At 71.2% G+C, this 24954-nt stretch carries 24 protein-coding genes and 2 tRNA genes; 14 read left to right on the forward strand and 12 right to left on the reverse strand.

Annotation, left to right across the window (positions count from 1 at the left end):
• Positions 1–40: 40 nt before the first annotated feature.
• Positions 41–1699: an arginine--tRNA ligase gene (argS, locus tag IU476_RS13045; protein WP_195099954.1), complete on the reverse strand. Its 1659-nt coding sequence runs from the start codon at positions 1697–1699 to the stop codon at positions 41–43.
• 134 nt (positions 1700–1833) lie between these two features.
• On the opposite strand from argS, the gene IU476_RS13050 reads away from it, so the two are divergent.
• The 3 genes from IU476_RS13050 to IU476_RS13060 all read left to right on the forward strand — a co-directional run bounded on the left by IU476_RS13050 (position 1834) and on the right by IU476_RS13060 (position 3699).
• Positions 1834–2751: a thioredoxin-like domain-containing protein gene (locus tag IU476_RS13050; protein WP_195099955.1), complete on the forward strand. Its 918-nt coding sequence runs from the start codon at positions 1834–1836 to the stop codon at positions 2749–2751.
• On the forward strand, positions 2748–3524 hold the full coding sequence (locus tag IU476_RS13055; protein ID WP_195099956.1) for a DUF305 domain-containing protein: 777 nt from the start codon (positions 2748–2750) through the stop codon (positions 3522–3524). The genes IU476_RS13050 and IU476_RS13055 overlap by 4 nt, the downstream gene beginning before the upstream one ends.
• 102 nt (positions 3525–3626) lie before the next feature.
• A tRNA-Arg gene (locus IU476_RS13060) sits at positions 3627–3699 on the forward strand.
• Between the two features lie 85 nt (positions 3700–3784).
• Here IU476_RS13060 and IU476_RS13065 read toward each other — a convergent pair.
• Positions 3785–4426 (reverse strand): hypothetical protein, encoded by a 642-nt coding sequence (locus IU476_RS13065; protein WP_195099957.1) that lies wholly within the window; start codon positions 4424–4426, stop codon positions 3785–3787.
• Positions 4427–4720: 294 nt separating this feature from the next.
• On the opposite strand from IU476_RS13065, the gene IU476_RS13070 reads away from it, so the two are divergent.
• The 3 genes from IU476_RS13070 to IU476_RS13080 all read left to right on the forward strand — a co-directional run bounded on the left by IU476_RS13070 (position 4721) and on the right by IU476_RS13080 (position 7794).
• Positions 4721–5485, forward strand: a complete 765-nt coding sequence (locus IU476_RS13070; RefSeq protein WP_195099958.1) for an IclR family transcriptional regulator — start codon at positions 4721–4723, stop codon at positions 5483–5485.
• Between the two features lie 52 nt (positions 5486–5537).
• Positions 5538–6335: a thioesterase family protein gene (locus tag IU476_RS13075; RefSeq protein WP_195099961.1), complete on the forward strand. Its 798-nt coding sequence runs from the start codon at positions 5538–5540 to the stop codon at positions 6333–6335.
• 283 nt (positions 6336–6618) lie between these two features.
• The gene (locus tag IU476_RS13080) at positions 6619–7794 is read left to right on the forward strand and encodes an asparagine synthase-related protein (protein WP_195099963.1); all 1176 of its coding nucleotides are present in this window, start codon (positions 6619–6621) and stop codon (positions 7792–7794) included.
• On the opposite strand, the gene IU476_RS13085 is transcribed toward IU476_RS13080, so the two are convergent.
• Complete coding sequence (locus IU476_RS13085; protein ID WP_195099965.1) at positions 7702–8274, reverse strand: TetR/AcrR family transcriptional regulator; 573 nt, start codon at positions 8272–8274, stop codon at positions 7702–7704. The two genes, IU476_RS13080 and IU476_RS13085, sit on opposite strands and share 93 nt — an antisense overlap.
• Positions 8275–8379: 105 nt before the next feature.
• Here IU476_RS13085 and IU476_RS13090 point away from each other — a divergent pair, with 105 nt between their 5' ends.
• Both IU476_RS13090 and IU476_RS13095 read left to right on the forward strand, forming a co-directional pair.
• On the forward strand, positions 8380–9543 hold the full coding sequence (locus IU476_RS13090; protein ID WP_195099967.1) for an FAD-dependent monooxygenase: 1164 nt from the start codon (positions 8380–8382) through the stop codon (positions 9541–9543).
• Between the two features lie 139 nt (positions 9544–9682).
• On the forward strand, positions 9683–10357 hold the full coding sequence (locus tag IU476_RS13095; protein ID WP_324194047.1) for an EthD domain-containing protein: 675 nt from the start codon (positions 9683–9685) through the stop codon (positions 10355–10357).
• 11 nt (positions 10358–10368) lie between these two features.
• Here IU476_RS13095 and IU476_RS13100 read toward each other — a convergent pair whose 3' ends face one another.
• Entirely contained in the window at positions 10369–11280 is a 912-nt protein-coding gene (locus IU476_RS13100) for a zinc-binding dehydrogenase (protein WP_195099969.1), read from the reverse strand.
• Between the two features lie 99 nt (positions 11281–11379).
• Between IU476_RS13100 and IU476_RS13105 the strand changes: the two genes are divergently transcribed.
• A complete protein-coding gene (locus IU476_RS13105) occupies positions 11380–11982 on the forward strand; it encodes a TetR/AcrR family transcriptional regulator (RefSeq protein WP_195099971.1) in 603 nt (200 codons plus the stop codon).
• 10 nt (positions 11983–11992) lie between these two features.
• Here the strand turns inward: IU476_RS13105 and IU476_RS13110 are convergent, their stop codons facing one another.
• A complete protein-coding gene (locus tag IU476_RS13110) occupies positions 11993–13021 on the reverse strand; it encodes an iron ABC transporter substrate-binding protein (protein ID WP_195099972.1) in 1029 nt (342 codons plus the stop codon).
• Positions 13022–13166: 145 nt separating this feature from the next.
• Here IU476_RS13110 and IU476_RS13115 point away from each other — a divergent pair, with 145 nt between their 5' ends.
• From IU476_RS13115 to IU476_RS13125, 3 genes are all read left to right on the forward strand, one after another.
• Positions 13167–13751 carry an Rv0361 family membrane protein gene (locus IU476_RS13115; protein ID WP_195099973.1) on the forward strand — a complete coding sequence of 195 codons (585 nt, stop codon included), beginning with the start codon at positions 13167–13169 and terminating at the stop codon, positions 13749–13751.
• Positions 13752–13812: 61 nt separating this feature from the next.
• On the forward strand, positions 13813–15222 hold the full coding sequence (locus tag IU476_RS13120) for a metallophosphoesterase family protein (RefSeq protein WP_195099974.1): 1410 nt from the start codon (positions 13813–13815) through the stop codon (positions 15220–15222).
• A gap of 58 nt (positions 15223–15280) precedes the next feature.
• Complete coding sequence (locus tag IU476_RS13125; protein WP_195099975.1) at positions 15281–16339, forward strand: hypothetical protein; 1059 nt, start codon at positions 15281–15283, stop codon at positions 16337–16339.
• 32 nt (positions 16340–16371) lie between these two features.
• Here IU476_RS13125 and IU476_RS13130 read toward each other — a convergent pair.
• A tRNA-Cys gene (locus tag IU476_RS13130) sits at positions 16372–16442 on the reverse strand.
• Positions 16443–16558: 116 nt separating this feature from the next.
• On the opposite strand from IU476_RS13130, the gene IU476_RS13135 reads away from it, so the two are divergent.
• Entirely contained in the window at positions 16559–17095 is a 537-nt protein-coding gene (locus IU476_RS13135; RefSeq protein ID WP_195099976.1) for a MarR family winged helix-turn-helix transcriptional regulator, read from the forward strand.
• Between the two features lie 73 nt (positions 17096–17168).
• Positions 17169–18233, forward strand: coding sequence for an Hsp70 family protein (locus IU476_RS13140; RefSeq protein WP_228823642.1), 1065 nt, complete (start codon positions 17169–17171; stop codon positions 18231–18233).
• A gap of 5 nt (positions 18234–18238) precedes the next feature.
• Here the strand turns inward: IU476_RS13140 and IU476_RS13145 are convergent, their stop codons facing one another.
• From IU476_RS13145 to IU476_RS36115, 6 genes are all read right to left on the reverse strand, one after another.
• A complete protein-coding gene (locus IU476_RS13145) occupies positions 18239–19015 on the reverse strand; it encodes an enoyl-CoA hydratase (protein ID WP_195099977.1) in 777 nt (258 codons plus the stop codon).
• Positions 19012–19908, reverse strand: a complete 897-nt coding sequence (gene mmsB, locus IU476_RS13150) for a 3-hydroxyisobutyrate dehydrogenase (protein ID WP_228823643.1) — start codon at positions 19906–19908, stop codon at positions 19012–19014. Before mmsB ends, IU476_RS13145 begins: the two co-directional genes overlap by 4 nt.
• On the reverse strand, positions 19908–20969 hold the full coding sequence (locus IU476_RS13155; RefSeq protein WP_195099979.1) for an enoyl-CoA hydratase/isomerase family protein: 1062 nt from the start codon (positions 20967–20969) through the stop codon (positions 19908–19910). The genes mmsB and IU476_RS13155 overlap by 1 nt, the downstream gene beginning before the upstream one ends.
• Positions 20966–22111 (reverse strand): acyl-CoA dehydrogenase family protein, encoded by a 1146-nt coding sequence (locus IU476_RS13160; RefSeq protein WP_195099980.1) that lies wholly within the window; start codon positions 22109–22111, stop codon positions 20966–20968. Before IU476_RS13160 ends, IU476_RS13155 begins: the two co-directional genes overlap by 4 nt.
• A 3-nt stretch (positions 22112–22114) precedes the next feature.
• A complete protein-coding gene (locus IU476_RS13165) occupies positions 22115–23635 on the reverse strand; it encodes a CoA-acylating methylmalonate-semialdehyde dehydrogenase (protein WP_195099982.1) in 1521 nt (506 codons plus the stop codon).
• A gap of 216 nt (positions 23636–23851) precedes the next feature.
• The gene (locus IU476_RS36115) at positions 23852–24460 is read right to left on the reverse strand and encodes a hypothetical protein (RefSeq protein ID WP_228823644.1); all 609 of its coding nucleotides are present in this window, start codon (positions 24458–24460) and stop codon (positions 23852–23854) included.
• Positions 24461–24954: the final 494 nt, after the last annotated feature.

Consider the following 24954-nt stretch of genomic DNA (forward strand, 5'->3'; position numbering starts at 1 on the left):
CCTGCGGCGCGGGTGGGATCGCTGGGGCGTGCCGGGGCGTTCACATGCGCTCCGGCGCCGAGACGCCCAGCAGGGCCAGGCCGTTGGCGAGGACCTGCCGGGTGGCCTTCACCAGTTCCAGGCGGGCCGCGTGCAGCGGGGTCACGGGCTCGTCGCCCTTGGGCAGCACGCGCATGTCGTCGTCGGACTGGAACGGGTGGTACACCCCGGCCAGTTCGTCGAGGTAGCGCACGACGCGGTGCGGTTCGCGCATCTCCGCCGCCGTCGCCACCACCCGCGGGTACTCGCCGAGGGTGCGGATGAGCTCGCCCTCTCGGTCGGAGGTCATCAGCGCGAGATCCGGTGTGACCGAATCGAATCCGAAGGCCGCCGAGTTCTCGATGATGCGGCAGGTGCGGGCGTGCGCGTATTGCACGTAGTAGACCGGGTTCTCGCTGCCCTGGGTGGTCCACAGGCTCAGGTCGATGTCGATGCTCGAGTTCACCGACGAGCGCACCAGCGAGTACCGGGCGGCGTCCACGCCGATCGCCTCGACCAGGTCGTCGAGCGTGATCACGGTCCCCGCCCGCTTCGACATACGCACGGCCACACCGTCTTTCACCAGATTCACCATCTGGCCGATGAGCACCTCGACGGTATCGGGGTCGTCGCCGAAGGCCGCCGCCGCGGCCTTGAGCCGGCCGATGTACCCGTGGTGGTCGGCGCCGAGCATGTAGATGCACAGGTCGAAACCGCGTGCCCGCTTGTCGTGGAAGTAGGCGATGTCGCCGGCGATGTAGGCGGCGTTGCCGTCGCTCTTGAGGACCACGCGGTCCTTGTCGTCGCCGTACTCGGTGGAGGCGATCCACCAGGCGCCGTCCTTCTCGTACAGCTTCCCGGACGCCTTCAGCTCCGCCACGGCCTTGTCGACCGCGCCGGAGGCGAACAGCGAACTCTCGTTGAAGTAGACGTCGAAGTCGGTGCCGAAGTCGTGCAGGGTCTGCTTGATGTGCGCGAACATCAGCTCGACGCCCTCGCGGCGGAACAGCTCGTGCCGCTCGTTTTCCGGCAGCCCGGCGGCGTCGGGGTGGTCGGCGAGGATCCGCTGGGCGATCTCACCGATGTAGGCGCCCGCGTAGCCGTCCTCGGGAGTGGGCGCGCCGGTGGCGGCGGCGACCAGGGAGTTGGCGAACCGGTCGATCTGCGCGCCGTGGTCGTTGAAGTAGTACTCGCGGGTGACGTCGCCGCCCTGCGCGGCCAGGATCCGGCCCAGCGCGTCGCCGACCGCGGCCCAGCGGGTGCCGCCCAGGTGCACCGGGCCGGTCGGGTTGGCGGAGACGAACTCCAGGTTGATCTTCCGTCCGGCCAGCGCCGCCGACGTGCCGTAGCGCGGGCCCGCGGCCAGCACCTGCTCGACGATCGCGCCCTGCGCGGCCGCCGCCAGCCGGATGTTCAGGAAGCCTGGGCCGGCGACCTCGGCCGACTCCACGGCGTCGGTGGCGGCCAGCGCCTCGGCCAGCAACCCGGCCATCTCGCGGGCAATCATCCCGGCTTTCTTCGCCACCTGCATCGCCACATTCGTGGCATAGTCACCGTGCTCCGGATTGCGCGGACGCTCCACCTTGACCTCGTCGGGCAGCACCGAAGGGTCGGCGCCGCGTTCGACAAGCACCTTCGCCGCGGTGGCGCGAAGGAGATCTGCAAGGTCAGCTGGAGTCACGAGTCTCTATCCTATGGTCTGAACAGGCGTGCGCCACCAGCGGGGACCTGCTCGGGCAGTGCCGGTGACAGGACCGGCAACACCAGCGTGCCGCACCGCAGATCGTCGAACATATCGAAGAGGGCACAACACCGATGCCGAACACCAGCGCGAAATCGGCCGAGGCGATTCGGGCCGCCGCGAAGACCTCGTCCGACCGCAAGGGCCCCGGGCGTGGCAAACTTCCCGCCACGCGGCGGATTCCGTGGCTCACGGTCGCCGCCGTCGCGGTCATCGTGGCGCTGATCGGCGCGCTCGCGGTGTACCTGGTCCCGAAGTACCAGGCCAAGGCCGACGCGGAGAAATTCACCCCGACCGCCGAGAACAAGGACCCGTCCGCGCAGATCTCGGGCGTGGTCACCAAGGACTACCCTGCCGGGCTGCACGTGGGGCCGACCCAGCGGGTGGCCTACGAACAGAGCCCGCCGATGGGCGGTCCGCACGACGCGTCCTGGGCGAACTGCACCGGCGTGGTGTATTCGAAGCCGATCCGGACCGAGAACGCCGTGCACTCGCTCGAGCACGGCGCGATCTGGATCGCCTACAACCCGGACAAACTCGACGGTTCGGCGGTCGACACGCTGAAGGAGAAGGTGCAGGGCAAACCGGCCATGCTGATGTCGCCGTATCCGGGCATCGACCCGCCGATCGCGCTGCAGGCCTGGGGCCACCAGCTGCGGCTCGACAGCGCCGACGACAAGCGCGTCGGCGAGTTCGTCACCGCGCTGCGGCTCAACCAGTACACCTATCCCGAGGTCGGCGCGGACTGCGCCAACCCGACCTTCGACACCGAGAACCCGCCGCCGTTCGACCCCGCTCCCCCGGGCCCGGACGCCGTGCCGATCGACGGCAAGGGCCTCAGCCCCGACGTGAGCGAGCTGGGCGGCGGGATGTCCGGCGGCATCCCGGGCATCCCCGGACTGCCGGGTATGCCGGGCGTTCCCGGCGGACTGCCGGGCCAGGCGGTCCCGGGCGGGTCGACACCCGGCCTGCCCCAGGGACAGGGCCGGTGACGGACGAGGACTCGGCGGGCGAGCCTGCCGATGGTCCCGCGACCGGCGGATCGGCCGACCGGCCCGCCGCGGGGCCGGCCCGCGCGGCCGACAGTCCGGTAGGCGAATCGGGTGACCGTTCGTGGCGGTGGAGCCCGGCGCTGGTCACGCTGGTCGCGATCGGGCTGCTGCTGATCGGCTTCGCGGTCGGCGTGGTTGCCGGTAATCCGTTGCGGGACAAGGCGGATGCGGCCGCCGGCGCGGTCGACGTCGGCTTCTGCCAGGACATGTCGGTGCACCACACCCAGGCGGTGCAGATGGCGGGGCTGGAGCTGTCCGGCGGCGCCGACCCCGATATCCGGCGGCTGGCCTACGACATCCTCACCACGCAGCAGAACCAGGCCGGGCGCATGCAGGGCTGGCTGCAACTGTGGGGTAGGCCGACCGTGGCCGCGGACGGCTACATGAGCTGGATGACCGAACCGTCCGCCCACGAGCACGGCATGCCGCACGCGACGCCGGGGCCCGTGGCGTCCATGCCCGGCATGGCCACCCAGCAGGAGATGGAACAGTTGCGCCGCGCCACCGGCCCCGCCCTGGACACCCTCTTCCTGCAACTGATGCTGCGCCACCATCAGGGCGGCGGCCCGATGATCGACTACGCCCGCGCACACGCCGACACCGACGCGGTCCGCTCGCTGGCCGACAGCATGAACGCCACCCAGCAGAGCGAGATCCGGCTCATGACGTCCCTGCTAACCGCCCGCGGCGCCCCAACCCTCCCGCTGGGCTGACACCCCGGTCGTCCCCGCTTTTTGGCGCCTGCCGCCGGATGCGATACGCTTTCCCAGCCCGATCGGACGACGTGCAAACCGGTGACGAGCGGGTCCAACCCCGCCCTCGTAGCTCAGGGGATAGAGCGTCTGCCTCCGGAGCAGAAGGCCGCAGGTTCGAATCCTGCCGAGGGCACCGCACGCAGGCCCTGATCGCTCAGCCGATCAGGGCCTGCGCTATTTCCTCAGCCGATCACAGCCTGCGCTGCCTCCTCAGCCGATCACTGCCTGCGCTGTTCTTGCGTCAGGCCGCAGGCTTCCGCGAAATCCTCCGGGGACAGGCCGTTGGCGGCATTCATGTCACAGTTGCCGAACGGTGGGCAGCCCTCGGGCAGGCCGCCGCCGAAGCCTTGGCCGTCGGTGTATTGATGGGCTATCTGCCCGGGCAATTGCGGATCCGCGCCGTAGCCGGCGCCGATTACCCGCAAACCTTCTGGGCGGTCGTTCCACAATGCGAAGAAATCCGCGCGGTTCGCGTAGGCGATCACCCGCCGGGGATTGCCCAGCCACTCGGCGAGATCCCGGTAGGCCGCGTTGATTCCGTCGGATTGGTCGCCCTCCGGATTGCCGCCCGACTCGATGTCGAGCATCACGATCATCCGCGGGTGCGGGCCGTTCGCCCGGCCGACCATGTCGCGCATCGTCTTTGCCGTATCCGCCCAGTTCTCCCGCCAGTAGCAGTACACTATGAAGCACGACAGCCGGCCGGAATCCGCCGCGTGGCAAGACCATTCGTAGTTCAGAGCGAAGTTGGGGTCACGGATGGTGCCGTCGTTCGATCGGAAACTGAAAATGTGGTGCGGGTAGGAATCGTCGACCGGTGCCTGAAAATAGGACACATCCGCGAAAAGGCTGTCAACCATATGCTTCTCCAATCAATGATTTCGTTCGTTCACCCCCTGCGGGCCCGGGGCCCACACCGTCGCTCGGCGACATCGGTGGAAACGCGAAGGAAAGCGCGCGGAGTCGAACTGCTGTTCTGAATTCGACTCGCCCCGTGGCCCTTTCGGCGCGATGAACCCATGGTCGCGCAGGATTAGCCACGGACGTAAGCCGTCGGTCGAGTCACCGAACCGACTGTTCTATTTATCGGACCGTGCAGGAGGGACGGTGCGTCCTCGGCCGTCGTGACAGCCGCATCGGCGGGGGAGGACCGAGTGAACGAAGCGACAGCGTCCGGCGTGCCGGACGCCGGGGGCCGGGGTGTTCTGGAGGGCGCGTTCGCCCTGCTGGAAGCGCTGGCCCACGGCGGTGACCTGGGGTTGACCCAGTTGTCCGCAGCGACCGGACTGCCCAAGGCCACGGCCCACCGGCTGCTCGACCAACTGGTGCGCGAAGGCGCGGTGCAACGCCGCGCCGGGCGCTATCAGCTCGGCCCGCGGCTGTTCCGGCTCGGGCAGACCTGGCAACCGGCCCATCTCCTGCGGGCCGCCGTGGCGCAGCCGGTGCGGCAGCTCGCGGCGCGGTCGCCGCGCGGCGGCTTCAGTCTCTCGGTCGCCGATCGCGGGAATCACGTCCTCATCGGCGGGGTCGGTCGCGAGATCGACGAGGTGTTCCCGCTGCGGGCGGGCGTGCTGCTGCCGCCGTCGACCGCCGCGGGAAAGGTGCTGTCCGCCGCCACGAGTGAGGTGGCCGCCCTGCGCAATTCGGTGCCGGAGGGCTTCTCCTTGCGCGAATGGCAGCGCGCCACCGCTGCTGCCCGCGACCGCGGCCTGGCGTACGACACCGACATGCACTACTACGAACTCGCCTGCGTCGCCGCGCCCATCCGCGCGCCCTCCGGCGCGATCGTCGCCGCCCTGGCCGGCGTGGTGCTGGAGACGCGGCAACTCGCGGAGATCGCCGAACCCATCCGGCGCGCGGCCGAACGGGCCACCGTCAACCTCGCCCGGCTCGCCCGGTTCCATCGCGTGCCGCTGTGACGCGGCGGGGTCACCGCGCCGTCCGGCCGCCGGTCGTGAGATCGTGCCTTGCATGGAGGCCTTCTATCTGCCCGATCCCGCGGATCCGCATCGGTTCGAGTCGACCGAGCTGACGCGCGGGCCGTGGTCGCCGGACGCGCAGCACGCGGGGCCGCCGTCGGCGTTGCTGGGGCATGTGATCGAGCGCTGTTCGCCGCGGGCGGAGTTCCGGGTCGGGCGGGTGGCGGTGGAGATCCTCGGGCCGGTGCCGATCGCGCCGCTGACCGTCGAGGCGCGGGTGTCCCGGCCGGGACGCAGCGTCGAATTGATCGAGGCCACACTGAGTTCGGCGCAGGGACCGGTGATGAAGGCCAACGCGTGGCGGCTGCGGCGGGCCGAACCCGAGCTGGATTTGCCGGGCGAGTTCCTGGCGACCGGCACCTACCCCGGCCCCGAAAGCGCGTCGACGGGAGCCGAATTCCCGTCCACACAGCAGGTCGGATTCCACACCGGCATCGAATACCGTTTCATCGCAGGTGGATTCGACCAGCCCGGACCGGCCGTGTGCTGGATCCGGTTGCGCTACCCCATCGTCGCCGGCAGCACGCCCAGCCCGCTGGAGCGGACCCTGGCCGCGGCCGACTCCGGCAACGGCATCAGCGCCGTCCTGGATTGGGACCGTTACCTTTTCATCAACACCGATCTCACCGTCACGCTGCATCGCGAGCCGGTCGGCGACTGGGTCTGCCTGGACGCGGTGACCTACCCGGAGCGCTCCGGCCTCGGCCTGGCCGAGTCCCGGCTGTTCGACGAGAAGGGCCCCGTCGGCCGCGGCACGCAGACGCTGTTCCTCGGCCCCCGCAAGAGCTGAGTCACCCGCGACTGTCGACCGCACGCTCGCCGCATTCCGGCACCGCGGCGCGGCGACCGCGATGTGATATCGGTCGAGAAGCCTGCTCCGCCCGGTCCCGCGCTGCTAGATTCGCGTCGCGGACCACCGGCCCGGACCGGCGGGACCACGCGACGCCCCGACCGGCGACGAGGCCGGCGGGCGAGCCCGGAATGCGGCGACTCCGCCGCCTGTTCCGATGAGGGCGACGGCGTCGCCACCCGGTGTCCGTCCGCACCGAATACGACCGACTGAAACGGCGGACATGCGCGACCATTTCGACCCGGCCCCACACTCTTCGGAACCGCTCGAGTACGTCGCCGACCTGCTACCCGGGATGACCACGCCGAACCCGGCCACCCGCACCCGCACCGATCCCCGGTCCGCCGCCGCACTGGTCGCCGCCGAGACCCGCGCCCGCCTGGCGGCCGTGCTCACGCGCTTCGACGACCCGCCCGCGGTGCTGCTGAGCGGCGGGGTCGACTCCATCTACGTCGCCGCCGTCGCCACCGCACTGGGCCGCCGCCCGCACGCGATCACGGTCGTGACCGACGACGAATCCGACACCGCCAATGCCGCCGCCGCGGCCGCCGCCCTCGGCCTCACCCACGACATCCTCCGGCTGACCCGCGCCGACGTGGTCGACCTGGCTCACCAGGTAATGCGCCGGCTGGGCACCTCGGAGCTGTGGGAGGTCACCGCGGCCATTCCGCTGCTCGCCGCCCGCCGCAGCCTCGACCGCATGGACCGGGTCGGCGCGATCCTCACCGGCAGCGGCGCCGACGCCCTGTTCGGCGGCGGGCGGCGACTCACCCACCCGATCGAGTCGGCCGACGCGCGGGCGGACCTGGACCGGATCGTGCGCACCGAATCCGCCGCCAACTTCCGCTACGACCGGCTCGTCCCGCACTTCTACCCGGCCGTGCTGGAGGAGTACGCGGACCGCCTGATCCTTGTGTTCCAGACGGTCCGCTGGTGGCGGATCGCCGAAACCCTAGCTCCGCCAGCACTTTTCGGCGAGCACGAGGGAAGCCGGGTCGACAAGCTCGCGCTCCGCATCGCCTGCGCGAATATCCTGCCGGCCGACGCCGCCCACCTCGCCTGGGCCGCGAAGTCCCCCATCCAGCGTTCGTCCGGGCTGGTGAGCACCCTCGCGCAGGCCGGCCGCGGCTTCGCGGCCGGGCTGCACGGCGCGCTGACCTACGGCGACCCGAGGACCGAGGACTACGAAACGGTCACCACCCGCCTGTTCCTCTCGATCCTGAACGCCGCGCGGGACCCGGCGGCGCTGCACGACGACGAACCGGGCACGCGCCCGCGCCCGCCGTCGGAACTCGCGAGCCGGCGGTCAGGGCGTCGACACGAGATAGCGCTGCAGGGTGGCCCCGATGTCGGCGACGATCTGACGCTCGGTGAGGGCGACCACCGGCGGCAGGCGTAATACGTAGCGGCACAGGGCGAGTCCCAGCACCTGGGTGGCGATCAGCCCCGCCCGCCGCGGCGCGTCGGCGGGCTCCCCGAAGCGCAGCACCACCGGCATCACCTGCTGGGCGAAGATCTGCTGCACGCGCTGCACCACCGCCTCGTCGGTGACCGCGGAGCGCAGCAGCGTCAGCAGGATCTCGTTGCCCGGGGAGGTGTCCCACAGTTCGAGGAAGCGGCGGGCCAGCAGCTCGCCCAGCGTGTCCGGGTCCGCCGCGGTGAGGTCGGGCAGCGACAGGTCGACATCCAGGGCGGCGTCGAACAGACCCTCCTTGTTGCCGTAGTAGCGCATCACCATCGACGGATCGATCCCGGCGTCCGCGGCGATGGCGCGAATGGTGGCCTTGCGGAACCCGTCCTCGGCGAAGCGGCGGCGGGCCGCCTCCAGGATGGCGGCGCGGGTGGCGTCGGAACGGCGCTGCGAGGTCTCGACGGTCATGCCAACAAATGTAGGCCAACAAGTGTTGACACGCCAGCGGCCACGTCTTACCGTTGATGCCAACAGCCGTTGGCCAACAGATGTTGGCAAGCCAGAGGAGTCATCATGAGCGTCCCCGCCACCACCTCGGTCGTCATCGTCGGCGCCGGCCCGGCCGGGCTCACCGCTGCCATCGCGCTCGCCGACGCGGGCGTCGACTTCGTGCTGCTGGACCGCCTGGCCGAGGGCGCGAACACGTCGCGCGCCGCGGTGGTGCACGCCCGGACCCTGGAGGTGCTCGCCGAGTTCGGCATCGCGGAGGAACTGCACGACCTCGGCATCGAGGTCCCGCGCTTCGTGCTGCAGGACGGCGCCACCCGGCTGGCCACGGTCGGCTTCGGCGACCTGCCCACCGCGTTCCCCTACACCCTGATGGTCGGCCAGGAGACCACCGAGGCCGTGCTGCTGGCCCGGCTGCGCAAGGCCGGCGGCGACGTGCACCGGCCGTACCGGGTCACCGCGGTGCGCGCCGACGGCGCCGGCGTCACGGTCGAATACGCCGACGCCGCAGGCACTTCCGGCGCGATCCGGGCCGCGTACGTGATCGGCGCGGACGGCATGCACAGCGTGGTCCGCGAGCAGGCCGGGATCGGGTTCACCGGCGCCAGCTACCCGGAGTCGTTCGTCCTCGCCGACGTGCGCATGGACTGGACCGACCGGCGCGACGAGGTCTCGCTGAACCTGTCGCCGGAGGGCGTCACCGTGGTGGCGCCGCTGCCCGACGAGGACGGCGACCGCTACCGCGTCGTCGCGACGGTCGCCGAGGCGCCCGAGCACCCCGACCTGGCCGACGTGCAGGCGCTGCTCGACGCCCGCCGCCCCGGCGCGGTGGTGCGAGAGGTGTTGTGGAGCTCGCGTTTCCGCGTGCACCACCGAGTCGCCGACCACTACCGCGCGGGCCGGATCCTGCTGGCCGGCGACGCGGCGCACGTGCACAGCCCGGCGGGCGGGCAGGGCATGAACACCGGCATCCAGGACGCGGCGGCGCTCGGCGCGCTGCTCGTGCGGGTGTGCGGCGGCGCGCCGGAGGCCCTGCTGAACGACTACGAGAAGACCCGCCGCCCGGTCGCCCTGGGCGTCGTCGCCTTCACCGACCGGATGACCCGCGTCGCGACCCTGCGCCCGCGGCCCGCCCGGATCGCCCGCAACACCGTCGTCCGGATCGTCACCCGCGTCCCCGCGGTGCGGCGGGCGCTCGCCTACCGCCTGTCGGAACTGGCGAATCGCTGAATATCGCTCTCCCCGGCCCGATTTCGCCGCGGCGGATCGGGCCGTTCCCGTCCCGCCCTGCGAGATCGGCTGTCGAAACCGCCGCAGCGGCACGGGGCGCACCACTAGCGTGGTCGCTGCCGACGAACCGGGAGCCGCCGTGACGAAACTGATGTACGCCCTGTGGGGTGCGGACCTCGACAAAGCGCTGCACGAGCCCGCTCTGCACGAGCGCTTGGCCGCCGCCGGAGCCGAGGACCTACAACTCAACGTGTCCGACGGCGACGTAGCGGACGCGCAGCTGCGCATCTCCACCTACCCGGAGCCGATCGCGGCGATCGTCGGCGTGTGGACCGACGGGCCGCACGAGCCGATCACCGCCGCCCTGGCGGACACGGCCGACCGGCTCGACGGCTGGACCGTCGAGGAGCGCGTCCCGCTGCCCGCGCCGCCGGCGGCGAACGGCGTCCGCGCCGCGGCGCTCGCCAATATCGCCCTGCTCCGAATCCCCGAGCACCTCACCCGCGACGAGTGGCTGCGGTACTGGCACGACACCCACACCGCGGTCGCGATCGAGACCCAGGCCACCTTCGGCTACGTGCAGAACGTGGTCACCGCCGCGCTCACGCCGGGGCCGCGGGTGGACGGCCTGGTCGAGGAGCTGTTCCCGCCGGACGCCGTGCGCGATCAGCACGCTTTCTGGGGCAGCGGCGGCGACGACTCGGAGCTGGAGCGCCGGGTGACCCGAATGCTGGCCAGCATCAAGGCCTTCGGCGCCGACCGCGACATCGATGTCGTGCCCACCAGCCGCTACCGCTATCGCCTCCGCGAGTAGCCACCGGCCACTCACGCCCGCGGAATGTCGAGTACCGCCTTACCCGCGACCCGGCGGCCGACGAGTGCCCGCGCGATCTCCGGATAGCGATCCCAGCCGCCACGGAGGTCGACTTCGGCCGAAAGCCGCCCGGCCGCAGCGAATTCCAGCAGCGTTGCCAGGTCGGGACCGACTTCGTGCACATCGCCGAAGGTGCTGATCGTCTTGGCCGCGCCGACGAAGAACAGCGAGTAGGGCTCGAACACCGCGGGCTCGTCCGAGGCCCAGCCGATGGTCTGCACCGACCCGCCGGCCGCCAGCAGGTCCCAGGCCGCCACCAGCTGCGGGCCACCGACGCTGTCCAGAATCAGATCGACCGGCCGATCGACGCCGTCCAGGCCGATCACCACCTCGTGTGCGCCCAGTTCCGTCAGACCCGCTGTGCGCCCGGCCGATCCGACGGACGCGACCACGTGCGCACCGCCGAGCGCGGCCAGTTGCACGGCGTAGCGGCCCACCCCGCCGGCCGCGCCCGTGATCAACACCCGGCGACCCAGGATGTCGCGGGAGCGCAGGGTCCGCAGCGCCGTGACACCGGCCATCGGCAGCGCCGCCGCGGCCGCGAGGTCGAGTCCGTCGGGGACCGCGGCCACCGCCGTGGTGTCCACAGCCATCAGCTCCGCCCACGCCCCCGCGCCGAAGGCCGCGACCCGCGTCCCGGCGGGCGGGCCGGAGCCGTCGGCGGCGGCGCGCACCACCACACCGGCGGCGTCGTAGCCGTGCACGGTGCCGGGCGGCCTGCGCCCGGCGTACAGCACCTCGCCGCGATTGAGCGAGAAGTGCCGCACCTCCAGAAGTAGCTGCCCGGACCCGGGCTCCGGTGCGGGCGCCGAGCCCAGACGCAGCGAGTCCGGTGCCTCGGTGTCGACGATCAATGCGCGCATAGCGGTATACCTCCGGCGATCGATAGAAGCGGACCATTGGTCCGATTAAGGCACGGTAACATGAAGCGGACCAGCAGTCCGATTGAGCGGAGGTGCGGAATGCCCACCGAGCGCGCCGACGCGGCCCGCAATCGCCGCGCCGTGCTGAGCGCCACCGAGCAATTGCTCGCACACGGCGGCGGCGACCACGTCTCGATCGACCGTGTCGCCGCGCTGGCCGGCGTCGGCAAGGGCACCGTGTTCCGCCGGTTCGGCAACCGCGCCGGACTGTTGCAGGCGCTGCTCGAGGAGCGGTCCCGGGCGCTGCGCGAGGCCGTGTCCGGGGGCGAGCCGCCGCTCGGCCCGGGAGCGCCAACCCGGGAGCGGCTACTCGCCTTTCTCGATGCGCTGGGCGCCATCGCGGAGGGCAACGCGGTGCTGCTGTCGGCACACGAACAGGCCTGTGCCGAAGACAAATTCGACGATCCGAGCTACCGGTTCTGGCACCGCCACCTCAGCGACCTCTTCGCCGCCGAACATCCCGCGCGCGACACCGATTTCCTCGCCCACGCCGTCCTCGCCACCTTCGACGGCGACCTGGTGCGCCACCTGAGCACGCGGGACGACCCGCGCCGATTCACCCGTTCGGTACAGGAGCTGGCCTCGGCTCTGCTCGACTCGCCATCGGCGGCCGAAGGCCCCGGCAGTAAGCCCGCCTCGTAACCCCGCAGCACTACGGCTGCAGCAGACCCGCCTCGGTCAGCAGCCGGGTGACCTGCTTCGCGTCCAGCCGGCTCGGATCGATCGTCGGCGCCCGCAGGCTGTCCAGCGGCGGCAAGACCGGGTTCGCGGGCACGTCGGTGGCGACCGGATACTCCATCGACGTACCGCGGGCCAACACCTCCTGCCCGGACCGGCCGGTGACGAACCGGACGAATTTCTGGGCCGCCTCGGCCTTCTTGCTGGATCGCAGCACGCCGCCGCCGGAGATCGACACGAAGGCGCCCGGATCCTCGTTCCCGAAATAGTGCGGCGCGGTGTTGCCGCTGTTCTCCCGGGTGCCGGCCTGGTCGCGGTACCAGTAGTCGTGGTAGACGACGGCACCGTCGAACCGCCCGCTGTCGACGTTCTTCATCGAGACGACATTGTTCGGCGAGGACACGGCGTTGTTCTTCATGCCTCGCAGCCACGCCCTGGTGACGTCCTCGCCCTTGGTCGCCAGCAGGCCCGCCACGACGGCCTGGAAATCCGCGCCCGAGGTGTCGGCCGTCCAGCGGCCCTTCCACTGGGGCTGCTGCAGGTCGAGCAGCGAGGCGGGCAGCTGATCGGCGGGCAGCTTGTTCCGGTTGTAGACGAATACCGTTGCGCGCGCGGCGATGCCGGTCCACTTGCCGGTGGACGGCCGATACCGGTCGGGCACCTGGTCCAGGGTCGCCTGGTCGAGGTCGGCGAACAGCCCGGCGTTCTCCACCAGCGCCATCGCCGGGGAGTTCGCGGTGAGGAACACATCGGCCGGGGAGGCCTTGCCCTCGGCGGCGATCTGGCTGGCGAGTTCGGTGTCGCCGCCGTTGCGGAGGGTGACCTTGATGCCGGTCTCCTTGGTGAACGCGTCCACCCACTCCTTGGTCACTGACTCTTGCTGGGCGTTGTAGACCAGGATCTCGTTGTCGTCGGTCGAACCCGAGCATGCCGTGGTCGTCGCCGCCAGCAGTGTGAGCGCGGCGATCGCGCCGGTCAGCAGTGTGCGTCGAGCCGCGGTCATGACCGTCCTTTCGAGCCGTTTCCCCAGCTGTGAGGTCGGCTGACCAAACTACCCGCCGGGCGGGTGCGGTGCGGTGCCACCCCGGGCTTCGAGTCCGAATTGCCGTACTGTGCGGGAAGTCCGGCGGTCCGACGAGGGGAGCACGATGACCTATCCGCCCGGAGGGCCGCCGTCTTTTCCGGAGCCGCCGAGCTACTACCCGCCTGAGGGCTATCCGCCCGTCACGGGCGCGGACGCGCCGCCGCTCCCGCCGCCGCCCGGTCCGCCGCCGCGCGGGCGGCGCACCGGTCTCATCGCGGTCTTCCTGGTGGTGGCGTTGTTCGCGGTCGCCGGCGCGATCGGCGTGGTCGCGCTGCTGACCGGCCAGGGCAAGGGCCCGCTCGCCTCGGACGAGCGGAAGATCGAGGCCGCGATCCGCGACTTCTACGACACCATCGCGACCGCGGGCGTGGACGCGGCGATGGCCAAGTCGTGCCGCGTGGACCGCGACGAATACGCGGCATTGCCGCCCGACCAGCGCGCCACCATCGCGAGCGAGACGCTGACCATCCGGATCGACACCATCGACGACATCGTGGTGCGCGGGGACCGGGCCACCGCGAAACTGCACGGCGCGCTGGCCCCGACGAGCGGCGGCCTGATACCCGATCTCGACGCCATCGACAACGCACCGGAGTACCTGCGCAAGGAGAACGGCGCCTGGAAGGTCTGCGCCGCCGACAACCGGTGATTGCTGCTACCGTCGCGGCGGGCAAGAGTGGACCGGCGTCTCGGACGAGGGTGGCTGCGCGATGACCTGCTGTGGACCGAACCGGCGGCACGTGCTGCGCGCGCTCGGCCTGGCGGCCGCCGCGCCGCTGGTGAGCACGGGACCCGCTCGCGCGCAACCGAATTCGCTGGTCGCGACCGATCTCGAGGTCGTCACCGTCACCGCCACCTCGGTGGTGCTGACCTGGACCACGCTGGGCGCCGACCCCGCCGGGGCACCGGTTCCGGCGGACGCGGGCACGGAAGTGCGTCTCGCGCCGGTGGATTCGCGCGGTCCCGCCACGGTGTATTTCCCGGGCGACGGCGAACGCACGCCGTACCACTACGCCGAGGTCACGGGGCTGGAGCCGGGGCGCACCTATCGCTTCGAGGCGTGGTCGGACGGCGTCCGGGCCACTCCCGCAGCGAATTTCGTCACCCGGATGCCCGCCGCGCCCGAATGCACCGGCGAATTCACGACACTCGTGCCGCCGCCCGGCCGCCCGCTCCGGACGCTCGCGCTGTGCAACGACATCCACTTCGGCGAGGAGGTGAGCGGCCTGATCGCCGCCGGGCTGCCGCCGGGCGTGCGGCAGGAGCCGGGCCGCACCCCGTATCCGGAACTGATGCTGGCGGCACTGCTCGACGACCTGCGCCGCCCCGACCGCGGCGCCGACCACCTGCTGCTCGCCGGTGACCTCACCGCGGAGGCCACGCCCGGCCAAACCCAAGGCGTGCGAAAGCTTTTGGCGCAGTGGGGCACCGCCGGGCGGGACTGGTTCGCCGTCCGCGGCAATCACGATCGCCCGCACACCGGGCCGGAATACGCCGACTGCCCCGCGGTCGCCGACGCCGACCACCACGACTGCTGGGGCGAATCCTTCGTCGCGCGCGGCGATGTCGTCGCGCACGAGGTGGGCGGGCTGCGGCTGCTCGGCCTGGATACCACCGAACTCGACGCGTCCGGCGGCAGCATCGACCGCGCACAGTTCGGCCGGATCCGCGAGCTCCTGCGCGCCGACCCCGACCGGCCGACCCTCGTCTTCGGCCACCACCCCGTCACCCTGGACTCGGCCGTGTCCAATATCGCCGGGCCCGCCTTCGTCCTCAACCGGCCCGACGCCGCGGAACTGCAAGCCCTGTACCGGCAGTCCCCCGGCGTCTTCCTGCACCACAGCGGACACACCCACCGCAACCGCCGCAGCAGGCCCGACATCCCGCTCGCCGTCGATTTCCTGGAGGTGGCGGCCGTCAAGGAGTACCCGGGCGGCTACACCCTGCTGCGGCTCTACGAAGGCGGCTACCAGGTGAACTTCTACAAGACCCGCACCGCCGCCGCCCGGCGCTGGAGCACCCGCACCCGCGCCGAATACCTCGGTCTACAGCCCGAATACACCCTGGGCACCACGGCCGACCGCAATTACGTAGTGCACCACGACCTCTCGGGCCTGTGATGCCGCGCGGTTCGCCGCCACCGGCGTCCGGACGGTGGTAGGTTTCGTCCACATTGTGATGAACTACCGGCAGATCCCGCGCACGGCGGCCGAGGCCGTCCGATTCCGGTCTCGCGAGCTGGTGCGCCGAGGCGTCGAAGCGGCCGCCCGGCAACGCCTTCGGCTGAGCGACACGAATCCGGCTGCGCGAGTGCGCTTCCCGCAGCTACCGGTCACCGAGCAGTGGCCGACCGGCCGCCCCTTGTTCGTGGTGGTGCCCCTGGCCGGACTGCTCGCCGGGATCGCGGCGACGTCCTTCGTCTGCGGGGTCGCCGTGATATCGCACCGGGCCACCGAGCCACTCGTGGTGACGGCCGGCGGCGCGGGCCTGGGCCTCGCCTCGCTGGGCATGCTGGCCGTCGCGCTCGGCATGCTGCGCGAGGCGGTGCCGCTGTCGTCGCTCGTGTTCGGCCTGCCGGTCCGCAGGTGCGCGGACCTCGAGCGCGGCGTGGGCGTCCGGATAAGTCAGCCCACCCGGATCGTTCCCCTCGTCTCGATTCTCCTCGGGCTCACCGTCTTCGGGCAGGCGTGCTGGCGGGCGCACCGGGACCGCGTCGGCGACGCCTTCCCGTTCTCCGCACTCGACGACGACCGGGCCACCGCCGCCGGAGCCGTCTCGGTGGTGCTGTTCATCGGCCTGGTCCTGGTGCTGCTCGCCGCCCGCCGGCGCATCCACGTCGAGCTGTACCCGTCCGGCATCGTCCGCCGCAATCCGCTGCGGGACCTGCGGGCGAAGGATCGCTTCTTGCCCTGGGAGGACATCGCAGGAGTGGAGAGCAGGACGCAGTACGTCGCCTTCTACCTGCGCGAGGGCCACACCATCGTCCTGCGCCTGAAGGATTCGGCCACTCCCCCCACCAACCGGCTGTTCGACCGGATCGGCGACTTCGGCATCCCGGCCTATCTGGCCAGGTGCGACTCCAATGTGCTGCTGGCCCTGCTCGAGTACCTGGTCGAGGAGCCCGCCGCGCGCCGCCTGCTGGCCGCCGAGGGCGTGCAGAAGTGGTTCGCCCCGCACTACCACTTCCCGGCGCGGCCCGCCGCCCTCGAACTAGAGTCCGCCGCCGCCCCTCAGTAGGCGGCCACCGGCTCACGCGAGCCGCGATGCAGAGCGGATGGCGGGAATCGAACCCGCGTGCACGGTTTTGCAGACCGCCCCCTAACCACTCAGGCACACCCGCATCGTCTTCGATCGTGCCCGCCGAGGGCCCGGCGGCCCACCGTTGGCCTCACCATGATCGAAAGGCGAACCCCCAGGACGGGAAAACCTCCGAGCCGACCACCTAAACTCGGCCGCATGGCTGTTCCCCGCCCGCTTCCGCTGGATCCGATCGAGGAGGCGCACCGTCAGTGGTCCGCGCACGGCTGGGGTGAGGTGGCGGACGGCATGGCCGCGGTGACCTCGCTGGTGCGGGCGCAGCAGATCGTGATGGCGCGGGTGGACGAGGCGCTGCGGCCCTCGGGGTTGACCTTCTCCCGCTACGAACTGCTGATGCTGCTGAGCTTCAGCAAGTCCGGCGCGCTGCCGATGGCGGTGGCGAGCGCCCGGCTCCAGGTGCATCCGACGAGCGTCACCAACACGGTGGACCGCTTGGAGGCGGCCGCTCTGGTGCGGCGCGTCCCGCATCCCAGCGATCGTCGAGCAACCTTGATCGAGATCACCGATTCGGGCCGTGAACTGGTCACCGAGGCCACCCACGCCCTCAACGCGAAGGTGTTCGCGCATCCCGGGCTCGCACCCGATCGCCTGCAGTTGTTGCTGCAACTGCTGGCCGAGTTCCGGCGCGCGGCCGGCGACTTCGACGCCGGCGACGGGCCGACCCGCTGGGCCTGACACGATAACCGTTCAGCATCCCACCAGCGACATTCCGGTCCCCCGCTTCCCATCGGGAGCCAAAAGGTTCACCATGGAGGCCATGGTGCTGGTCCTCGGGGTGTCGGCGGGCGCTGGCGGCGCACGAGCGATGCTCACGCATTCCGACCAGCCGCATCTCCCGCCGATCGATCGCTGCACGGTGCCCCGGCGCGCCGGCGCCGGCGTCGAGGAACCGGTTTTCCAGGCCATCCAGCTCATGCGCGAGTCGGCCGAGCAGCGCGACGAGTTCATCACCGGTATCGCCGTCACCTCGCGCAGCCCGGTACACGCCGAGGCGATCCGCGCCACGGCCGGCCGCAGCCGCCTCACCATCGTGGACGAGCCGGTGGCGCAGCTGCGCTACCTGCGGTTCAGCGGTCGGCTGCCGGAGGAGGGCGCGGTGGTGCTCTACGACCTGGGCGCCTCGGGCCTGACCGTCACCGAGGTCGACTGCCGCACCGACGCGATCCTGGCCGCCAAGCGCAGCACGGTGCTCGGCGGCGACGGCCACGACGCGCTGCTGCGCTGGCGGCTGGCGCACGGCGGGGTGATGATCGACAAGCCCACCAGCCGCGCCTACAAGGAGGCGCTGACCACGACACCCGTGGTCACGGCCGGCGATCCGCTGACGAACGCCCGAATGGTGTTCACCCGCAGCGATTTCAACGAGTTGGTGGAGGCCGGCGTCCACCATTCGGTGTCGTTCGTGCGGCAGATGATGGAGGAGACGGGCGCGCCGGCCGAGTCGCTCGCGCTGCTCGGCGGCTGCACGCGCAATCCGGGCATCCGCGAGTCGCTGGCGCAGCTGCTGGATCTGCCGGTCATCTACGACCCGGAACCCGAATTCGTCTCGGCGCGCGGCGCGGTGCTGATGGCGACGCAGATGCCGGCGGCGCGGCGGGTGCGCGGCGTCCGGTTCACCGAGCGCGCACCGCGGCCGAACGGATCCGCCCCGGTGTCCAAACGCAAGGTGGTCGCCGCGCTGGCGGTGACCGTGACGCTCGGCGCCACGGTGGCCGGTCTGCTGGCCGCCGATCGGCAGGCGCCGCAGCCGTCCACCCGCGGCACCGTGCCGTCACCGGTGGAGGTGGCGGGCACCCCCGCGCACCCCCGCTAGCCGGGTCAGCGGTGGGTGAAGTTCGCCGGCCGCTTCTCGACGAAGGCCGTCATGCCTTCCTTCTGGTCCTCGGTGGCGAACAGCGAGTGGAAGACCCGGCGTTCGAACCGCAGGCCCTCGGTGAGGGTGGTCTCGTAGGCGCGGTCCACCGCCTCCTTGGCGACCATGACCGACGGCAGCGACATGGACGCGATGGTCTCGGCCACCTCCAGCGCGGTCGCCACCAGTTCGGCCGCCGGCACGATCCGGGCGACCAGACCGGCCCGCTCGGCCTCCTCGGCGCCCATGTTGCGGCCGGTCAGGATCAGGTCCATCGCCTTGGCCTTGCCCACGGCGCGGGTGAGCCGCTGCGATCCGCCCATGCCGGGGATGACGCCCAGCTTGATCTCCGGCTGCCCGAATTTCGCGGTGTCGGCGGCGAGCAGGATGTCGCACATCATGGCCAGCTCGCAGCCGCCGCCGAGGGCGTAGCCGGCGACCGCGGCGATGACGGGCTTGCGGAAGGCGACGAGCCGGTCCCAGCCGGCGAAGTGGTCGGCGAGGAACATGTCCATGTAGGACTTGGACTGCATCTCCTTGATGTCGGCCCCGGCGGCGAACGCCTTCTCCGACCCGGTGAGCACGACCGCGCCGATGTCGTCGTCGGACTCCAGCTCGTCGAGCGCCGCGGTGATGTCGGTGAGGACCTGCGAGTTCAGCGCGTTCAGCGCCTTCGGCCGGTTCAGGGTGATCAGGGCGACGCGACCCTTGCGCTCCAGCAGGATGGTCTCGAAGTCTGTCATTCCTGTTCCTCTCCCGAACGAGTACGGATGTCGGTCACGATAGCGGAGAAGTCCTTGTCCGCCGCGGTCCGGTTGAAGCGGTCGTAGAGCTCGGCGGCGAGCAGGCCGAGGCGCCCGTCGACGCCGTTGTCGCGCAACGCGTTCGCGGCCAGGCCGAGGTCCTTGGTCATCAGCACGGTGGCGAATCCGGGGCGGTAGTCGTGGTTGGCGGGGCTGGTGGGGACCGGGCCGGGCACCGGACAGTAGCTGGTCAGCGCCCAGCACTGGCCGGAGGCGGTGGACACCACGTCGAAGAACTCGTCGTGGCGCAGGCCCAGCTTCTCGCCGAGCACGAGCGCCTCGGACAGGCCGATCATGGAGATGCCGAGCATCAAGTTGTTGCAGATCTTGGCGGCCTGGCCGACGCCCGCGCCGCCGCAGTGCACGACCTTGCCGCCCAGCACCTCGAGCAGCGGCAGCGCCGCGGCGAAGTCGTCGGCGGCGCCGCCGACCATGAAGGTCAGGGTGCCCGCCGCCGCGCCCGACACCCCGCCGGAGACCGGGGCGTCCAAGGCCCGATGTCCCGCCGCCACAGCGAGTTCCGCGGCCTGCCGGGCGTCGGCGACGTCGATGGTGGAGCAGTCGACGAACAGGGTGCCGGGCGCGGCGGCCGCCAGCACGTCGCGGTAGACGTCGAGCACGACGCGCCCGTTGGGCAGCATGGTGAGCACCACCTCGGCCTGCGCCACGGCCGCCGCGGCGGTGTCGGCGACCGTGGCGCCGTCGGCGCGGGCCTGGTCCCGGGCCGCCGGGGCCGGGTCGAAGGCCACCACCTCGTAGCCCGCGCGCACCAGGTTCGCGGCCATCGGGCCGCCCATGTGCCCGAGGCCCAGGAATCCGATCACGGTGGCCATCAGTGTCCTTCCGGCGCAGCGAGATTCAGCTCGTCGTCGCCCAGCTCGGCGAAGTAGGCGTCGACCTGTGCGGGCGTCACCTCGTCCAGTGCGGCCGGCTGCCAGCGCGGGGTACGGTCCTTGTCGACCACCTGCGCGCGGATGCCCTCGACCAGATCGTGGCTGTCCAGCGCCGCCACGGACACCCGGTACTCCTCGTTCAGCGCCGACTCCAGATCCCGTGCGGCGCGGGCGTTGCGCAGCGAGCGCAGCGTGACCTTCAGTGCGACGGGCGATTTCGCCAGGATGTCGGCGGCGGCCCGGTCGGCTTCGGGGGCGGCGTGCGCCCGCAGGCGCGCGACGATCCCCTCGACGGTGTCGGCGCTGTAGCAGGCGTCGATCCAGTCCCGCTGTGCGAGCAGTTCGGACGGCGGCGCGGGCTGCGCGAACTTGGCGATGGCGACCTCGGGTTCGGCGGTGCGCAGCGCCTCCAGCAGCGCCGGAAGTTGTTCGGCGGGAACGAAATAGTCGGCGAAACCGGCGGCGATCGCGTCACCGGCGCTCATCCGCGCGGTGGTGAGCGCGACGTGGGTGCCGATCTCGCCCGGCGTGCGCGAGAGCAGGTAGGTGCCGCCGACATCCGGGACGAACCCGATGCCGGTCTCGGGCATGCCGATCTTGGAGCGCTCGGTGACGATCCGGTGGCTGCCGTGCCCGGACAGGCCCACCCCGCCGCCCATCACGATGCCGTCCATGACGACCACGTACGGCTTCGGGTAGCGGCCGATGTAGGCATTGAGGACGTACTCGTCGCGCCAGAACCGGCCGGACGGCGAATCCGGGCCGCCCGCACCGTCTTTCGCGTCGTTGTAGATGGCGACGATGTCGCCGCCCGCGCACAGCCCGCGCTCCCCCGCGCCGGTCACGACCACCGCGCGCACCTCGTCGTCGGCGGCCCAGCTCCGCAGCGCGGCCAGAATGGTCAGTGCCATCGGGTGATTCAGCGCGTTGATGGCCTTGGGCCGGTTCAGCGTGATCAGGCCGAGCCCGTCGCGCTTGTCGATGAGCACTTCGTCGCTCATGCTGTGTCCTTTCCTACGACTGACCGGGCGACGACCACCCGCATGATTTCGTTGGTGCCCTCGAGGATCTGGTGCACCCGCAGATCCCGGACGATCTTCTCCACGCCGTACTCGGTGAGATAGCCGTAGCCGCCGTGCAATTGCAGCGCCTTGTTGGCGACCTCGAAGCAGGCGTCGGTGGTGAAGCGCTTGGCCATCGCGCACAGCTCCACCTTGTCGGCGGCGTCGGCGTCGAGCGCGGCGGCGGCCCGCCACAGCAGCGTCCGGGCCGCCTCCACCGACGTGCGCATGTCGGCAAGCTCGAATCGCAGCGCCGAATTGTCCAGCAGCCGTGCCCCGAAGGCCTGTCGCTGCGCCAGATACGAGACGGTCTTGTCGAGTGCGGCCTGTGCGCCGCCGAGCGAGCAGGCGGCGATGTTCAGCCGGCCGCCGTTGAGCCCGTTCATGGCGATGCGGAAACCGTTGCCCGGGCGACCCAGCAGGTTCGCCGCGGGCACCCGGGCCCGCTCGAGCACCACCTGCCGGGTGGGCTGGGCGTTCCAGCCCATCTTCCTCTCGTTGGCGCCGAACGTGATTCCCGGGGTGTCGGCGGGGACGAGGAACGCCGAGATGCCGCCGGCGCCCTCCTCGCCGGTGCGGGCCATCACCACGTAGACGTCGGTGCTGCCCGCGCCGGAGATGAATTGTTTGACGCCGGTGAGCAGGTAGTCCGCGCCGTCGCGAACGGCCTTGGTGCGCAACGCCGCCGCGTCCGAGCCCACGCCCGGCTCGGTCAGCGCGTAGCTGCCGAGCAGGTCCATCGAGGTGAGGCCCGGCAGCCACCGGTTGCGCTGTGCCGCATCGCCGTAACGGTCGATCATCCACGCCACCATGTTGTGAATGGAGAGATAGGCCGCGATCGCGGGACAGCCGGTGGCGAGTTGCTCGAAGATGCGCACCGCGTCCAGGCGGCGCAGCCCGGAGCCGCCGACATCCTCGCCGACGTAGATGCCGCCCATGCCGAGCGAGCCCGCCTTGCGCACCACGTCGACCGGAAAGTGTTTGCGCTCATCCCATTCCAGGGCGTGCGGGGCGAGCAGTTCGTCGGCGAAACCGCGGGCGGTGTCGGCGATCGCCCGCTCGTCCTCGTCGAGTGCGAACACGACTCAGTCCATCGTCGGGATGACGAAGGCGTCCGCGGCGTTCGCGGACACGGCGCCCTGGCGCACCCCGCCCGGCCAGCGCTGCGTGACCGTCTTGGTCTTGGTGTAGAAGCGGATGGAGTCGGGGCCGTGCTGGTTCAGGTCGCCGAATCCGGAGCGCTTCCAGCCGCCGAAGGTGTGGTAGGCGATCGGCACCGGGATCGGCACGTTGACGCCGACCATCCCGACCTGCACGCGGGCGGCGAAATCGCGGGCGGTGTCGCCGTCGCGGGTGAAAATCGCTACGCCGTTGCCGAATTCGTGCTCGTTCGGCAGGCGCAGCGCCTCCTCGTAGTTCTGCGCGCGCACGATCGACAGCACCGGGCCGAAGATCTCCTCGCGGTAGGTCCGCATGTCCGGGGTGACGTGGTCGAACAGCGTCGCGCCGACGAAGAAGCCGTCCGCCGCGCCGTCGACGGTCACGCCGCGGCCGTCGACCACCAGTTCGGCGCCCTCGTCGATGCCGATCCGGATGTAGTCGTGCACCCGGTCCACACCGTCGCGGCCGACCAGCGGGCCGAAATCGGCGCCCGGGTCGTCGGCCCGGCCGACGTTCAGCTTGTCGATCCGCTCGATCAGCTTGGCGCGCAGGCGATCCGCGGTCTCCGCGCCGACCGGGACGGCCACCGAGATCGCCATGCAGCGTTCGCCCGCGGAACCGTAGCCCGCGCCGATCAGCTGGTCGGCGACATCGTCGAGGTCGGCGTCCGGCATGACGACGGCGTGGTTCTTGGCGCCGCCGAAGCACTGCGCGCGCTTGCCGTGCGCGGTGGCGGTCTCGTAGATGTACTGGGCGATCGGGGTGGAGCCGACGAATCCGACGGCCTGGACGCGCGGGTCGGTGAGCAGCGCGTCCACGGCCACCTTGTCGCCGTGCACCACATTGAACACCCCGGCGGGCAGCCCGGCCTCGAGGAACAGCTCGGCCAGCCGCAGCGGAACGGAGGGATCGCGCTCGGACGGCTTGAGCACGAAGGCATTTCCGCACGCCAGCGCGGGCCCGGCCTGCCACAGCGGGATCATGGCCGGGAAGTTGAACGGGGTGATGCCCGCGACCACGCCGAGCGGCTGCCGCATCGAATACACGTCGATGCCGGTTCCGGCGCTCTCGGTGTACTCGCCCTTGATCAGATGCGGTATGCCCGTGGCGAATTCGACGACCTCGAGGCCGCGCTGGATATCGCCCTTGGCGTCGGCGAGGGTCTTGCCGTGCTCCGAGGACAGCAGTGCCGCAAGGGCGTCCATCTCGTCCTGCACCAGCGTCAGGAACTTCATCAGCACCCGCGCCCGCTTCTGCGGATTGCACGCCGCCCACCCCGGCTGCGCCGCGGCCGCGTCGGCCACCGCCGCCGCGACCTCGGCACCGCCCGCCAGCGGCACCCGCGCCTGCACCCGCCCCACACTGGGGTCGTAAACATCCCCGAACTTGCCGGACTCCCCCGCCACATGCTTCCCACCGATGAAATGTGTCAGTTCCCGAACCATCCCAGCCCAGCCCTCGCAGTCGACGCGGACGACGGCCAACCACGAACCGCCGAATATGCGGTCACCCTATAGTTGGACGTCCAAGTAAATCCACAACTGTGCCCTACGCCACTGTGGCGTGACCGCACACCACTTATCCGCTCTGTACACCCGTTGTAACTGGTGTGAAGAGCGGATAACTGGTGTACAGACGCCTTCTCGGAAGGGTCGGGGGCCTCAGTGGTCGGGGCGGAGTTCGACCGTGGTGCCTGGGTGGGCGAGGGAGGCGACGCGGATGGGGGCGCCCTTGGCCTGGTCGATGAGTTGGCCCTGCCAGGCTACGAAGCAGGAGGCGGCCTCGCTGTCGTGGATGCGGTTGAGGGCGGGTGCCAGTGCCTTGGCGAGGTCACCCTCGGCGGCGATGAGCTGATCGCGGTACGGGCCGTAGTAGGGCAGGATCGCCTCCAGGACAACGGCTTCCACGCCCTGCACCTGGGTGATCACCGGATCGATGAGCGGCTGGTACCTGTTCAGCACGGGCGCGATCTCCGCGAGCACCGGACCGACCAGCTGCAGCAGGGGTTGATACACCGATCCCAGTGCGAAGGCCTCCGAGGAGAACGGCCCGGCCAGCGGCGCGAGCCCGATCAGCGAGGCCAGCCCGCCTTGCTGCGCGGGCGCGGGCCAGCCGAGCGGGCACGGCGGCTGCGTATTCGCCGGGGCGACATCGAACGGATTCGCCCCGCCCGCACCGGCGAGCGGCACGGAATCGGTACCACCGGGACCCGCCGCACCGCCCCCTAGGGGCACCGACGAATTCGGCGCGGCCCCACCGGGATCGATCACAATCGCAGGCTGCGCCCCCGTCGCACCCCCGAGCGGCACCGACGCCGCAGGCCCACCACCCGCCGAACCCCCCGCCCCACCCGACGTGCCGGGGACGCCAGGTGCCCCCGGCGCACCTGGCGTCCCCGGCACGCCCGGCGCACCCGCTGTTCCCGGCACGCCCGGCGCACCCGCTGTTCCCGGCACGCCCGGCGCACCCGCTGTTCCCGGCGCACCCGGCGTCCCCGGCGCACCTGCTGCTCCCGGCACACCCGGCGTTCCCGGCACGCCCGACGTCCCCAGCGCACCCGGCGTCCCCGGTGTTCCAGCCCCACGGGGCACACCCGGTGTTCCGGGCACACCTGCCGTTCCCTGCGCGCCCGGTGTTCCGGGTGCGCCGGGTGCACCCGGGCCCGCGGGGGGCTGGGCTGGGTTCAGGTCGGCGGGCTGGGCGGTGTGGACCTGCGAGACCACTACTCCGGTGGGTTGGCTGTCGTGGTCGCGGACGGTCAGGG

The organism is Nocardia blacklockiae, from assembly GCF_015477355.1.
Taxonomy (GTDB): domain Bacteria; phylum Actinomycetota; class Actinomycetes; order Mycobacteriales; family Mycobacteriaceae; genus Nocardia; species Nocardia blacklockiae.